The 13,169-nt window shown below is 68.5% G+C and carries 9 protein-coding genes and 1 tRNA gene; 5 read left to right on the top strand and 5 right to left on the bottom strand.

The window, feature by feature from the left end; genetic code table 11:
- Positions 1-32: 32 nt before the first annotated feature.
- The gene (locus ABZX92_RS31615; RefSeq protein WP_355567379.1) at positions 33-2,651 is read right to left on the bottom strand and encodes a glycoside hydrolase family 97 catalytic domain-containing protein; all 2,619 of its coding nucleotides are present in this window, start codon (positions 2,649-2,651) and stop codon (positions 33-35) included.
- Between the two features lie 128 nt (positions 2,652-2,779).
- Here ABZX92_RS31615 and ABZX92_RS31610 point away from each other — a divergent pair, with 128 nt between their 5' ends.
- Positions 2,780-5,005, top strand: coding sequence for a LuxR C-terminal-related transcriptional regulator (locus ABZX92_RS31610; protein ID WP_355567376.1), 2,226 nt, complete (start codon positions 2,780-2,782; stop codon positions 5,003-5,005).
- Positions 5,006-5,190: 185 nt separating this feature from the next.
- Here ABZX92_RS31610 and ABZX92_RS31605 read toward each other — a convergent pair.
- A tRNA-Leu gene (locus ABZX92_RS31605) sits at positions 5,191-5,264 on the bottom strand.
- A gap of 120 nt (positions 5,265-5,384) precedes the next feature.
- Between ABZX92_RS31605 and ABZX92_RS31600 the strand changes: the two genes are divergently transcribed.
- Positions 5,385-5,606 carry a DUF3618 domain-containing protein gene (locus tag ABZX92_RS31600; protein WP_030469566.1) on the top strand — a complete coding sequence of 74 codons (222 nt, stop codon included), beginning with the start codon at positions 5,385-5,387 and terminating at the stop codon, positions 5,604-5,606.
- Here the strand turns inward: ABZX92_RS31600 and ABZX92_RS31595 are convergent.
- Positions 5,603-6,217: a TetR/AcrR family transcriptional regulator gene (locus tag ABZX92_RS31595; protein ID WP_355567373.1), complete on the bottom strand. Its 615-nt coding sequence runs from the start codon at positions 6,215-6,217 to the stop codon at positions 5,603-5,605. The genes ABZX92_RS31600 and ABZX92_RS31595 overlap by 4 nt on opposite strands.
- A gap of 326 nt (positions 6,218-6,543) precedes the next feature.
- Here ABZX92_RS31595 and ABZX92_RS31590 point away from each other — a divergent pair, with 326 nt between their 5' ends.
- From ABZX92_RS31590 to ABZX92_RS31580, 3 genes are all read left to right on the top strand, one after another.
- Entirely contained in the window at positions 6,544-8,745 is a 2,202-nt protein-coding gene (locus ABZX92_RS31590) for a Tat pathway signal sequence domain protein (protein WP_355567370.1), read from the top strand.
- 20 nt (positions 8,746-8,765) lie between these two features.
- On the top strand, positions 8,766-10,406 hold the full coding sequence (locus ABZX92_RS31585) for an NPCBM/NEW2 domain-containing protein (protein WP_355567367.1): 1,641 nt from the start codon (positions 8,766-8,768) through the stop codon (positions 10,404-10,406).
- A 62-nt stretch (positions 10,407-10,468) separates the two neighbouring features.
- On the top strand, positions 10,469-11,116 hold the full coding sequence (locus ABZX92_RS31580) for a hypothetical protein (RefSeq protein ID WP_355567364.1): 648 nt from the start codon (positions 10,469-10,471) through the stop codon (positions 11,114-11,116).
- On the opposite strand, the gene ABZX92_RS31575 is transcribed toward ABZX92_RS31580, so the two are convergent.
- Together ABZX92_RS31575 and ABZX92_RS31570 are read right to left on the bottom strand one after the other, a co-directional pair.
- Positions 11,088-11,846, bottom strand: coding sequence for a class I SAM-dependent methyltransferase (locus ABZX92_RS31575; RefSeq protein WP_355567361.1), 759 nt, complete (start codon positions 11,844-11,846; stop codon positions 11,088-11,090). The two genes, ABZX92_RS31580 and ABZX92_RS31575, sit on opposite strands and share 29 nt — an antisense overlap.
- Positions 11,843-12,967, bottom strand: a complete 1,125-nt coding sequence (locus tag ABZX92_RS31570) for a carboxylesterase family protein (RefSeq protein WP_355567358.1) — start codon at positions 12,965-12,967, stop codon at positions 11,843-11,845. Before ABZX92_RS31570 ends, ABZX92_RS31575 begins: the two co-directional genes overlap by 4 nt.
- Between the last annotated feature and the right edge of the window lie 202 nt (positions 12,968-13,169).

The following is a 13,169-nucleotide window of genomic DNA, read 5'->3' as shown; positions in this document are numbered from 1 at the left end:
ATCCTGCCTCGACCTCCACACGAGACCCCGGGCTAGGCGCAGCGAATCCTCGCGTCGCCCCAAGAAGCGTGATCGTTCTGCGTGCCGTCGCCGCCGTCGAGAACGCGCAGGGTGAGTGTGCTCACGCCGGTCACGTCCACGGCCAGGTCGCGGACAGGGCTGCGCACGCCGAGCACCCCGGTGTCGGCCAGGACCTTGCCGTCACCGATCACCTGGAACGACACCGTGCCGCCGGCCTTCTGGCGAGCGACGTCCAGACCGGCCTCGTCGTCGACACCGACCGAAGCCGCGAAAGCCGAGCAGGAGCCCAGCGCGTAGGTGATCTCGGACGACGCGTGCGTGCCGAGTCCCTTGCCGAACGTCGTGCGGCGGATGGCGATGCCACGGCCGTCACCGGCGGCGGCATTGCCGTTGGAGATGTCCTTCTCGACCGGACCGTCACCACCGACAGCGGACACCCACGGCCGGTCGGACATGTACGACCAGCCATCGGACAACGGCTTCACCAGATGCACGCGGGCGGTCTTCTCGGACTCCACTCCGCCGTTGAACGAAGCCACCACAGGGATGTCGAAGTAGCCGTAGGACGTGGGCTGAGCGGGCGGCACGACCGTCCACGAGCCCGACAATGCCTGCCCCGGACGAACGTTGCGCGCCTTGACCGGTTCGCCCTGCACAGACCACCCGGCCGGAACGTGCGGAGCCAGCGTCACGCCCCGCACGTCCTGCTTCGTGGTGAAGAGCCCGGTCACCTTGAAGCCGTTGGACGCCGTGGACACCGAAGTCGAAGGCACCGCGGAAACCGGCCGCTCACACGTCCGGGACCCGGCCCGGCAAGCGATTGCGGCGAAACCACCGTTGGCAGCCACGTCCAACGTCAGCACGTCTCCGGAACGCACGGTCCGAGACTCGCGCACGAGCCCGGCAGGACCGTCGCGGGTGATCTCCACCAGCCAGCGCCCGGACGGCAGCGAGAACGGCACCTGGACCGTCCGCGCGGCCCCGGCGTAGCCGCCGCCGATGAACCACCGATCACCAGACCGGCGCGCGAACACCGAGTGGTCGCCAGGCCGGCCGGACAGCAGCCGGGTCTCGTCCCACGCCGTCGGCACCTGGTCGATGAAGCGCTCGGCGGCAGGCCGCGCCGCGTAGTCCTCCGGCTTGCCGGCCAGGTTCGCGAGGCCCGACTCGTAGATCACGGTCAGCGCCAGCTCGTGCGCGTCGGACGTGACGCGCGAGGGACGGTGCCAAGCCAGCGGCGTGTAGTCCATGCCACCGACGACGTTGCGCGTGAACGGAAGCGAAGTCATGTGCGTCCCAGTGAGACCCGAGGACTTCTCCCCACCGTGCACGGCTTCCATCGTCATGACCTGCGGCCAGGTGCGCTGCAGACCGTGCGGGATCGTCGAACCGTGGAAGTTGACCAGCAGGTGGTGCTGGGCGGTCTCCGCGAGAATCCGGTCGTACCAGCGGTACCGGTCCTGGCCGTCGGAGTCCATGAAGTCGATCTTCACGCCCGCGATGCCCCACTTCTCGAACAGCGCCAGGCGGGCCGCGCTCTCAGCGGGCGTGTCGAGCTCGTCGTAGTGGATCCACAGATGGATCTTCACACCTCGTGCGGCGGCATACGACACGAGCTGGGGAATCCACGAGGTCTGCTCCCACGACGGGTCGTAGTCCCAGTTCGGGTCGAAGTACCAGCCCGCGTCGACCAGCGCGTACGGCCAGCCGTGCTGCGCCGCGTAGTCCACGTACTGCTTCTGCATCGCCAGGCTCTGGCCCGCCTCACGACCGCCCGCGAGCCAGCTCCAGAACACCTTGCCGGGCTCGATCCACGACGTGTCGCGCACACGGGAAGCAGGCGCGAGGTCGTCCACCAGAGTCGACTCCGACACGTCCGCGAGCGTTCCGATGATCGCCGTGCGCCACTGCGACTGCCAGGGCCCGTCGACGAGCACCTTCTCGTCCCAGTACTTGATCGAATACACACCCGAACCGGCGGTGTGCACGAGGTGGGCACCCGAGTGCCGTCCGTCCACAGAGGACTCGGTGAGCAGCGAGTAGACGCCCTGGTTCTCGAACAGGGCCGGGTGCAGGTATTCGGCGGACTCGGCCGTGGCCGCGTTGGTCTGCACGAACGGGTTCTCGTAGTCACGCCGGTACTTCGCGATCCACGCGGTCGCGGCGGCAGGCACGACGAACGCCGACGTCTCGCGCAGCACGTTGCCCAGCCCGGCGGGCAGCTCGTAGCGGTACGCGACGCCGTCCGCCGCGGTCCGCACGACAAGATCCAGACGAGCGGCGCCTTCGAACGTGTAGCGCTCCTCCTTGTGCGACACACTGCGCTGCCGTTGCTTGCCCGACGACGCCGTGTAGTGCTCGAAGACCCGTCGTTCGGACCGGCCGACCAACTTCAGTCCACCAGAAAGATCCGCTCTTTCCGTCACGACGCCCAGCGGGCTCGGCTCCAGCACGGTCGTGTCGCCACGGGTCACCGAGAGCGTCGGCACGCCGTTCGACAGCTGCACGACAGCCTTCGGCCAGACGCCGGTTGCCGCTGGTTCTGCTGCTGCTGCAGGGGTTGCGACGCTCGCTGCCAGTGTGACGAACAGTGCTCCAGCCGCGCGCCAGCGCACGGGGATCAACCGCATGTCCAGTCCTCCCAGAACCTCGGTCGCGGCGGCGACAGATCCGATGTATACGCGTTGATGGGCCATTGGTCCACAACATCCCGGGAAAGGCCTTTCCGCCCTGTAATCGTTTGACTACGATGCGTTCGATGGCCGAACAGGTGGGAACGTGTGCGACCTGCGGCGCCGCGACCGCCACCTCCCGGCGCAGACACGCGCGGTACTGCTCGAACGCCTGCCGTCAGCGGGCTTACCGGCAGCGCGCCAACGAACCCGTGACGGCGCTGGACAGCTTCATCGGCCGGGCCGGCGAACTGGACCGGCTCGCGGCGTTCACGGACGCCCGCGTGCTCACGCTCGTAGGGCCGGCCGGAGTCGGGAAGACCAGGCTGGCCAAGGAGTTCACCCGCGGCGAGGCCGAATGGGTCGAGCTCTCCTCGGTTTCCGGGCAGGTGGCGCGCGCGTGCGCGACGGCGCTGGGCATCGGCGAGGTCACCCGCGAACCCGTGCTGAGCACCCTCGTGCACGCGCTGGCGAGCCGGACGATGGTGCTGGTGCTGGACAACTGCGAGCACGTCGCCGCGGAGTGCGCGGCGCTGCTGGAGCCGTTGCTGCTCGGCTGCCCCGGAATCCGGGTGATCGCGACGAGCCGGGAACCGCTGCGGGTGCCGGGCGAGGTGTTGTTCGCGGTGCCGCCGTTGCCGATCACGTGCGCGGTGGAGCTGTTCGCCGACCGCGCGCAAGCCAACCAGCTCGGCTTGAAGTTCGACGACGCGCAGGCGTTGCAGACGTTGTGCGCCCGGCTGGACCGCCTTCCGCTCGCCATCGAGCTCGCCGCGCGACTCGTGACGGTGCTGCCGGTGCCAGAGCTACTGGTGCGCCTGGACGACCGGCTGGAGCTGCTCAACCGAGGCAACCGCACGGCCGCCGAACGTCACCAGAGCCTGCGCGCCGCGATCGAGTGGAGCTACGACCATCTCAGCGCCGACGAGCAGCACGCGTTCCGGTGCCTCTCGCTGTTCCCCGGCGGCTTCGGGCTCGACGTGGCGGTGGCGGCGTGCGACCTGCCCGCGGATCGGGTGCTGTCGCTGCTGTCGTCGCTCGTGGCCAAGTCGCTGCTGACGTTCTGCGGCGCGGGCCGGTTCGAGCAGCTGGAGTCGGTTCGGTTGTACGGCAGGGAAAAACTCGCTGAACAGTCGGATGTGGTGCTCGCCGGGGTGGTGCGCTGGTTCGCCGAACGCTGGGTGCGGTTCAGCTCGCCGGTCTTCACGACCCCCGAGGTCGTCGACCCGTTGATCACCGAGTGCGGCAACCTGCGGTGCGCGGTCGACTGGGCTGCCCGGGCCGGCGATCCGAGCTACCTGAAGCTGGCCACGATGCTGTCGGTCGCGTGGCGCGACCAGGGACAGGTGTCGCAGGGACGGTCGCTGTTGGAGGCGGCGGTGTGCGCGGCGGAGGCGGACCCGGCGGTGCGGTGCCTCGCCTTGTGCCACCTGGCTTACCTCGCGGGCACCGAGTCGAACGACGGCATGCGGTGGGCCGAGCAGGCCGTCGCGCTCGGGCGTGAGCTGGGGGAGCCGGTGCCGCTCGCCCAGGCCCTGAACGCCCTGGCCGGAGAGCATGTCCGGGCGGATCGCCACGGCGAGGCCCGCAAGTACTACGAGGAGGCCATCTCGCTGCTCGCGCCGACCGCCGACCCGCTGGATCTCGCGATCATCGAGCACAACCTGGCGTGGGCGGCGTTGGGCGCGGGCGACGCCGAGTTCGCGGACGGACTGATCGCCGACGTGCTGCCCGTGTACCGGCGGCTGGCCTCACCGCGGCGGTTGTCGGTCTTCCTGCACACGGTCGGGGTGCGTGCGCTGCAACGCGATCAGCTCGCGGTGGCCGCGGAGTCGTTCCTGGAGTCGCTGCGGTCGTGGCACACCGGGTTCTGGGTGGCGGACGTGCTGGAGGGGCTGGCGTTGATCGCGTACCGGCGTGGTGACCCGCGCCGGGCGTTGCGGCTCGTCGGTGCGGCCTCGTGCCTGCGGGAAGGAGCCTTCGCGGCCGACCTGGTGTGGCACGCGGACGTCATCGAGGTCGTGCGGGCGTCACGGGTGGCGTTGCGCGGTGCGGACACGTGCCTCGCCGAGGGCCGGGAGATGACCCGCGAGCAGGCCGTGGCCTACGCGCTGGCGGACGAGCCTCCCGTGCTGAGTGATCGCGAGCGGCAGGTCGCGGTGCTGGTCGCGGCCGGTCAGACCAACGTGGGCATCGGGGCCGAGCTGCGGATCTCGCAGCGGATGGTGGAGACGCACCTGCAACGGGTGCGGCAGAAGCTCGACCTGACGACACGGGCGCAGATCGCGGCTTGGGCGGCAAGCCACGGGTGAACCGAGGCGCACCTCGAGCGAATCGCCGGGGGCGCGCAGAGGCGGGCATGACGCTAAACGCGCGGACCGTCTGCGGGGGTCCGGGGGCGCAGCCCGCCGGGTGGGGTGTGGGGGCTTGGCCCCCACAAACACGACGAGATGGCCTGGTGAGCGCGTTCCGCGAACAAGGGTTACCCACCATCGAGTGAGGTCGGGGGGACTCGAACCCCCACTGGCTGGGACCTAAACCCAGTGCCTCTGCCAATTGGGCTACGACCCCTCACGTGGAAGCCTATAGCCCTGCCATGTACTCGCTCTCCCGGGTCGCACGTGGGTCGCTCGATGCCGGGCCACCGACCGTCCACTACGGTTGGCCCGAGAACCGCTGCTAGGAGGACATGTGGCCCGCGATCCCGACACCATCCAGCGCGAGATCGAGCAGGCTCGCACCGCGCTGGCCGCCACCCTGGACGAGCTCAGCGAGCGGGCGAACCCGCAGAAGCTCGTCGAGCAGGGCAAGTCGTCCGTGCTCGACGTGCTGAGCCAGCCCAAGGTCAAGTACACCCTGATCGCCGTCGGCGCCGTGGTGGGCTTCGCGCTGGTCCGCAAGCTCTTCCGTTAAGAGACTCGCACCAACGGTAAGAGGACCTGCTCGACGACCTTCTCCACGAACGGCTCGTCGAGCGGGTCGCCGGTGAGCATCAGCCGGTAGATCAACGCCGCGCCCGCGATCTCGACGGCCATGCCGCGCGGGGCGTCTGCCTTCAGCTCGCCCCGTTCGGCGGCGCGGTCGAGGATCCCGCGCAGGACGTCGCGCTGCGAGATCAGGAACGTCTCCCGGAACGCCGTCGCCAGCTCGGGCTCGTGCGGCAGCTCGCCGACGAGTGCCTGGGCGGCCTTGCCGATCGGTCCGGACAGGAACGCGGCGAACGACGAGAGGAACTCGCGCAGGTCGCCTGCCAGTGAGCCGGTGTCCGGTGCCGCGAGGTTCTGCGTGGCGAGCTGGGTGCACGTGTCGATCACGAGATCGAGCTTCGACTCCCACCGCCGGTAGATCGTGGCTTTGCCCGCCCTCGCGCGTGCTGCCACGGCGTCCATGGTGAGGGCCCGGTATCCGACCTCTGCCATCACCTCGAGCGCTGCCTGACGTAATGCGTCGTCCCTGCTGGCGTCGCGAGGACGGCCCCGCTGGGGGACCCTGCCCTCGTTGAACGCCGCTGTCGACACGGCCATGCCACCTCCCAATAGCAAGGGCACGGCTCGTGCGACTTCTCCCCGCCCCTTTGGCGGGACATCCTAGGCGTCCTGCCCATCTCAGAGGAGCAACAGCACCCGGTTGTTGCTTCGTGTTGCGTGTAGTGGGGTCTTGCGCGATGTGACCCAGAACTCCTACCTTTCCCGTTGTCTGGACCAGGCTGCACCGCCGCGCAGCAAGACGTGAGGGTTCGTCATGCGCGGACGAGGAGTGGGCAATGGTCTTGGGTAGGCGGGGTTTTCTAGGTGGAACCACAGCGGCGGTACTGCTCGCCCAGACGGGTGTAGCGACCGGAAAAGAGACCGTGTCCTCGGATGTCTTCGACTGCGACGGCATGTCGGAGCGTGACTGGGAAAAGTTCATCGGGGCGCAGGATCTCGTTTGGCAGAAGCCGCCGACCCAGTACGGGCAGGCGCCGTTCCTCGGTGACGGCCGGCTCGGCAGCGTCGTGTACGCGGAGGGCAACACCGTCCGCTTCACCGTGCAGCACGCGGATGTGCAGGACCACCGCACCACCGGCGGCAGCCAGTTCGGCGTGTGCAGACTCCCGGTCGGCAACCTCAAGCTGACCGCTCTCGGTGTCGTCTCCGCCGTCGACTGGCGGCTGGACCTGTGGAACGCCGAGCTGCGTGGAACCGTGACCACGTCGTTGGGCGTGATCTCGTTCATCGCCTACGTCCACTCCACCCGCTCGGTGCTGTCGTTGCAGGTCACGGCGTCCGGCGAGGAGAAGCCGGTGCTGGAGTTCGTGCCGTCCAAGGCGATTCCGCCGCGCGCGGACTTCAACCCGCTGCCGGACGGGTACGTGTTCAACCCCGACCCCGTGACGAAAACCGACGGCCGCGAGACGTTGGTGACGCAGGCCCTGAACGCGGGTGGTCAGACGGCAACCGCTTTCCGTCTCAGCACGACCGGACGCACGCAGCGGCTCCTGCTGTCGGTCGCGCACACCCATCCCGAGGTGGCCGCGGACAAGATCGTCCTGAAGGCCGTGCGCGAGGCCGCGGTGCTCGGCGGGCTGCTGACCCGGTCGCATCGCAAGTGGTGGAACGCCTTCTACCAGAAGAGCTTCCTGTCATTCGGCGAGCAGCGGCTGCAGTCGTTCTACTGGATCCAGCTCTACAAGGTCGCGTCCGGTTCGCGGGCCGGCAGCCCGGTGATGGCGACGACCGGGCCGTGGCTCGAGAAGACGCCGTGGGCCGCCGCGTGGTGGAACCTCAACGTCCAGCTGGAGTACTGGCTGATCCACGGCTCCGGCCACCTGGAGCTGGACTCGATCACGTCGACGCTGAAGAACAACCAGGAGCAGCTCGCCCTCAACGTCAAGGAGCCGTACCGCAACGACTCGGCCGGTGTCGGGCGCAGCACCGACGCGTCGACGTCGAACGCGGGGACGCTGTACGAGCCGGGCACGGGCGGCACCGGGGTCAAGGAGCTCGGCAACCTCACCTGGGCGCTGCACAACGTCTGGCTGTCGTACCGGCACAGCATGGACGTGCGGATCCTCGCCGACGTCGTGTTCCCGTTGCTGCGGCGGTCGATCAACTACTACCTGCACTTCCTGAAGAAGGGCAACGACGGCAAGCTGCACCTCGACGTCACGACCTCGCCGGAGTACGGCGACGCGCCGGACTGCAACTACGACCTGCAGCTGATCAGGTGGGGTGCGCAGACGCTGATCGACTCGGCGAAGCTGCTCAAGATCAACGACCCGCTGGAGCCGAAGTGGCAGGAGGTTCTGCGAGACCTCACGCCGTACCCGGTGAACGAGAACGGGTTCATGATCGGCGCCGGAGTGCCGTTCGCGGTGTCGCACCGGCACTTCTCGCACCTGCTGGCGACGTTCCCGCTGATGACGGTGAACTGGGAGCAGCCGGAGAACCGCGAGCTGATCGAGAAGTCGTTGCACCACTGGATGTCGCTGGAGCCCGCGCACCGCGGTTACAGCTACTCCGGGTCCGGCTCGATCGCCGCGCGCATGTTCCGCGGCGACGAGGCCTACGGGTACTTCGTGAAGATGTTCGACACCACGAAGCGCTACCCGGTGCTGGAGAACACCATGTACACCGAGGCCGGTCCCGTGGTGGAGACGCCGTTGTCCGGTGCGCAGACCATCCACGACTTCGTGTGCCAGAGCTGGGGTGGCGTGATCCGGGTGTTCCCGGCCGTGCCGTCCGTGTGGCCGGACGTCGTGATCGCCGACCACTCCTGCGAGGGCGGGTTCTCGGTGACCGCTCGCCGTTCTGGTGGCAAAACACAGTTCGTGCTCGTCCGCAGCCGCGCGAGTGAGCCTTTGGTGCTGAGGCACGGAATCGACGGCCCGGTGTCCGTGGTGACGCCTGGCGGTCGTCCGGTCCGGTACCACGACCGCGGTGACGGGACGTTCGAGATCCCGTTGCGCCGCGGTCAGGAAGTCCTGGTGCATCCCAGGGGCCGCCGCCCCGACCTGGCCGTTCGGCCGGTCAGCATCACGATCCCGGGCAAGTCCTGGGGTCTGCCAGCGTGACCCCCTCGAGAGGAATTTCCATGCGCACTCTCGCCCTGGCTGCACTGACCACAATGGTCAGTGCGGTCCTGGTCGCCCCTGCCGCACAAGCGTTGCCGGACGGCTTGGCGCTGACCCCGCCGATGGGCTTCAACAACTGGAACACCACCGCGTGCCGCGCGGAGTTCAACGAGGCGATGGTCAAGGGCATCGCCGACATCTTCGTGAACAAGGGCCTGAAGGACGCGGGCTACGAGTACGTCAACATCGACGACTGCTGGGCCGAGAAGACCCGTGACTCGGCCGGCAAGCTCGTGCCGAACAAGACGCGGTTCCCCAACGGCATCAAGGCAGTCGCGGACTACGTGCACTCGAAGGGCCTGAAGTTCGGCATCTACACCTCGGCTGGAACCAAGACCTGCAACAAGGACAACGGTTTTCCCGGCGGCCTGAACCACGAGGAGTCCGACGCCCAGCAGTTCGCGTCGTGGGGTGTCGACTACCTGAAGTACGACAACTGCAACAACGGCGGTGTCGACGCCAAACAGCGCTACCGCAAGATGCGCGACGCGTTGAAGAAGACCGGGCGTCCGATCGTGTTCTCGTTGTGCGAGTGGGGCCAGAACAAGCCGTGGGAGTGGGCCTCCGACACGGGGCACCTGTGGCGGACGACCGGTGACATCAACGACACCTGGCCGCGCACGATGGACATCTACGAGAAGAACGTCGTGCTTGATCAGTACGCCGGTCCGGGCCACTGGAACGACCCCGACATGCTTGAGGTCGGCAACGGCAAGATGAGCGCCACCCAGTACCGCAGCCACTTCTCGCTGTGGTCGATCATGGCCGCGCCGCTGCTGATCGGGTCGGATCTGCGCAAGGTTTCCGCGGACACGTTCACGATCCTGGAGAACAAGGACCTCATCGCGGTCGACCAGGACAAGCTCGGCAAGCAGGGCAAGCGGATTCGCACGACCGGCAAGACCGGTGTCGACGTGATCGTGAAGCCGCTGGCCAACGGTGACAAGGCCGTGGCGCTGTTCAACAAGTCCGCGTCCACCCAGACGATCTCGACCTCCCTGTCCGAGATCGGCATGTCCGGACCGGCCACGCTGAAGGACCTCTGGACCAAGTCCACGCGCACCACGACCGGCGCGATCTCCGCGTCCGTGCCGTCGCTCGCCACCGTGATCTACCGGGTCTCCAAGGGCGACAGCGGCCCGCGCCCGACCCCGCCCGCCGGCACGACCGACCTCTCCGCGTTCGAGGCGACCTCGTCCACGAACGGCTGGGGCCCGGTCGAGATCGACAAGTCGGTCGGCAACCAGGCCGCCGGTGACGGCAAGACCCTGACGATCAACGGTGCCACGCACAGCAAGGGCTTCGGCGCGCACGCGGCCTCGACGATCGAGTTCTACCTCGGCCGCAAGTGCTCGTCGCTGACCGTCGACGTCGGCATCGACGACGAGGTGGGCGCGGGCAAGGGATCGGTGGTCTTCCAGGTCTTCGCGGACGCCACCTTGGTCGCCGACTCGGGGGCGCTGACCGCGGACAGCCCGGCGAAGAAGCTCACCGCGTCACTCACCGACGCCGAGAACCTGCGGCTGGTGCTGACCGACGGCGGCGACAACATCAACTCCGACCACGGTGACTGGGCGACCCCGCGCATCACCTGTTCGTAGTGTCTTGTGGACAGCCCGTGACCTGCTGTAACGCAGGTCACGGGCTGTTCTATATCTCGGGCATGAAAGCAACTCGGCTCCTCCCTGCCCTCGCGGCCGCCGCCGCGCTGGTGCTCGCTCCCGGCCTGGGGCTCGCCGACCCCGGGAACGGCCACGGGAACGGGATCACGAACAACCCGAACGTTCCACCGGGACAGCCGGCGCAGGACACCTCCGCGCCCCAGCCGCCGTCCAACGCGGACTTCAGCGGTAACGGCGCGAACGTGAACGGCCCGTACGACTCGACGCGCGACGGCTCGCCGTCGTTGAACGGCAACGGTGGCGGTGAGGCGGTCGGCAAGCCTTGCGCCGGTTGCGTGGGCAAGGCCGACAACAAGAACCCGCCCGGCCAGCAGCCAGGCGGCTCGGACGCCAACGCCGGATACGAGTGCGACACCAACCACGGCGTGGGCCGCTCGAACCCGGCGCACACGGGCTGCAAGCCGGGCGAGACTCCGCCTTCGACGACTCCGGAGACCCCGCCGCCGACCAAGACCGAGGTTCCGCCGCCACCGCCGGGTGGAGGCGCACCGCAGGCACCGGCGCCGCAGGCAGCTGCTCAGGCCGACGAGCTCGCGTTCACCGGCTTCGACGTGCTGCCGTTCGCTGTTGGTGGCCTCGCCTTGGTGGGTGCGGGCGTGGTCATGACGCGGCGGTCCCGCCGGACCTGACGCGGGCCATGGCGAGCTGGGTCATGTACCGCTTGGTGACCCGGCCGCCGTAGCGCGTGGCGATCAGTTGCCTGATGTCCGCGATGAGCTCGTCTCGCGTCGGCAGGGCGATGTGGTTCGAGTACGTGAGAAGCAGGTCGGCGTACGCCTCGGTGTCGTAGACCTGCTCCCACTCGTACCGGAAGAACTCGGGTTCCTCGAAGAGGTCGCTCTCGTCGAACTCGTGAGGGATGTCGTCCGCTCGCGACAGCCTCAGGTTCGGCGGGGTGGCCGGATCCCAGCGCTCGTAGCACTCCTGAACGTCCACGAAGAACTGCGCCGTGCCGCCCGCGATGTGGTGCGTCGAGATCACTGCCAGCGTCCCGCCCGGCTTCAACGCGGCCGCGCACCGGTCCATGCGGGTGCGCGGGTCGAGCCAGTGGAACGCCGTCGCCGACACCACGAGGTCGAACGGGTCCGGCAGCGGCCACTCGTCGAAGTTCGCGACGATCACCTGTGCGTCAGGCGCGTGCTGACGGGCGACGGCGGCCAGTTCCGGGCTCAGCTCGACCGCCGTCACCTCGCCGATGCGGGTCAGCGGCAGCGTGGCCTGGCCGGTTCCAGGGCCGATCTCCAGGATGCGCGGGCCGCTGAGGTGGAAGAACAGTTCGGCAGGGTAGGTGGGACGGGCCCGGTGGTAGCGGGCCGCGTCCTCACCGAACGTGGTGCGCAAACGCTCGCGGTCGGTCACCCGCCGAATTCAAGCGAGCGCGACGGCAGCGCGTCCAAGCCTTTTCGGGCGAAGTCGGTCCACACCTGACGCACGGTCTTCGCCACGTCGGCGTCCGGTTCCTGGCCCGCCAGCATGCCCGCGCCCGTCCACCCGGCCGGGTCGAACAGGAACGGCAGCTCCATGCAGTGGCACGCCCCCAGTGGCGCGCCCTCGGGCCTGAACTTGAAGTTGTAGGTGGCGGCCTGCCCACCGGCTGCGATGAAGTCCTCCGCGAACTGGCGGGAAGGACCGGCGAACACGAGCTCGGTCACGGTCTCCCAGATCTCCGGGTTGTCCGCGACGTAAGGGCTGCCGTCGTCGGCCGTGTGCCCGATGAGCAGCTCGAAACGGGACGCCACCGAGGCGAGGTCGACGTCGTCCAGGACAGGCCCGAACGGCATGCCGCCGGCCGGCGCGAACCGTGCCACTGTCGCCGGGACCTGCTGCTGCACGGCCAGCACGTCTTCCACGGGCGTCGTCGCTTCGACGGAGATGAACGAACGCAGCGCCGCGGTCATCTCGGCGCGTTCCGGGCCGCGCGCTCCGAGAGGCGCGCTCTGCATGATCGCGCGGTGGAACAGGGGTTCGTCAGCGGTGAGCATCAGCGCGTAGACCGAGTCGGCGCCCGCGGACTGGCCGAACGCGGTCACGTTGGAAGGATCGCCACCGAACGACGAGATGTTGTCGCGCACCCACCGCAACGCCACGCGCTGGTCCTGCAGGCCGAGGTTGTCGCGCAGGTACCCGAAGACGCCGAGCCGGTAGCTCACGCTGACGACCACCACGCCCAGCGAAGCCAGCTGCGTGGCGTCGTACTTCGCTGACTCACCGCTGCCGGTCACGTAGGCGCCGCCGTGGAACCAGACCATCACGGGCAGTCCGGCGGCGTCGGCAGGGGCGGTGACGGAGAGCACCTGGCAGTTCTCGTCGAACGTCAGGCCCTCGACCGAGTTGCCGACCACCCCGATGAGCGAAGACGGCGGCTGTGGACAGGCGGGGCCGCGTTCGAGCGAGCGCGTGCCGTCCCATTCGACCGGTGTGGGCGCTTCGAACCGGGATGCGGTCGCATAACGGACACCGCGCACGACGTTGATCAGCACGTTCTCGATCGTATGCGTGCCTACGGATGCGCGCGTAACCAATTCCACAGCGTCTCGATTCGGCGGGAAGACGGGGACAGGAGGACCATGTAACGGTTGAGAAACGAGACCTGAGGAGGCGCCCGGTGCGGGCTACGACGATCTACGGCACCCGTGACATCCGAGTCGAGGAGGTGCCGGACGCGTCCATCAAGGACGCGAC

Origin of the sequence: Lentzea sp. NPDC006480 (assembly GCF_040611995.1) — a bacterium.
Classification (GTDB): Bacteria; Actinomycetota; Actinomycetes; order Mycobacteriales; family Pseudonocardiaceae; genus Lentzea.
This window is presented reverse-complemented; position numbering and strand designations above follow the sequence as displayed.

Excerpts from the sequence above, each read along its gene's own strand:
- ABZX92_RS31615 (WP_355567379.1), bottom strand. The coding sequence starts at position 2,651 with ATGCGGTTGATCCCCGTGCGCTGGCGCGCGGCTGGAGCACTGTTCGTC.
- ABZX92_RS31610 (WP_355567376.1), top strand. The coding sequence starts at position 2,780 with ATGGCCGAACAGGTGGGAACGTGTGCGACCTGCGGCGCCGCGACCGCC.
- ABZX92_RS31595 (WP_355567373.1), bottom strand. The coding sequence starts at position 6,217 with ATGGCCGTGTCGACAGCGGCGTTCAACGAGGGCAGGGTCCCCCAGCGG.
- ABZX92_RS31585 (WP_355567367.1), top strand. The coding sequence starts at position 8,766 with ATGCGCACTCTCGCCCTGGCTGCACTGACCACAATGGTCAGTGCGGTC.
- ABZX92_RS31580 (WP_355567364.1), top strand. The coding sequence starts at position 10,469 with ATGAAAGCAACTCGGCTCCTCCCTGCCCTCGCGGCCGCCGCCGCGCTG.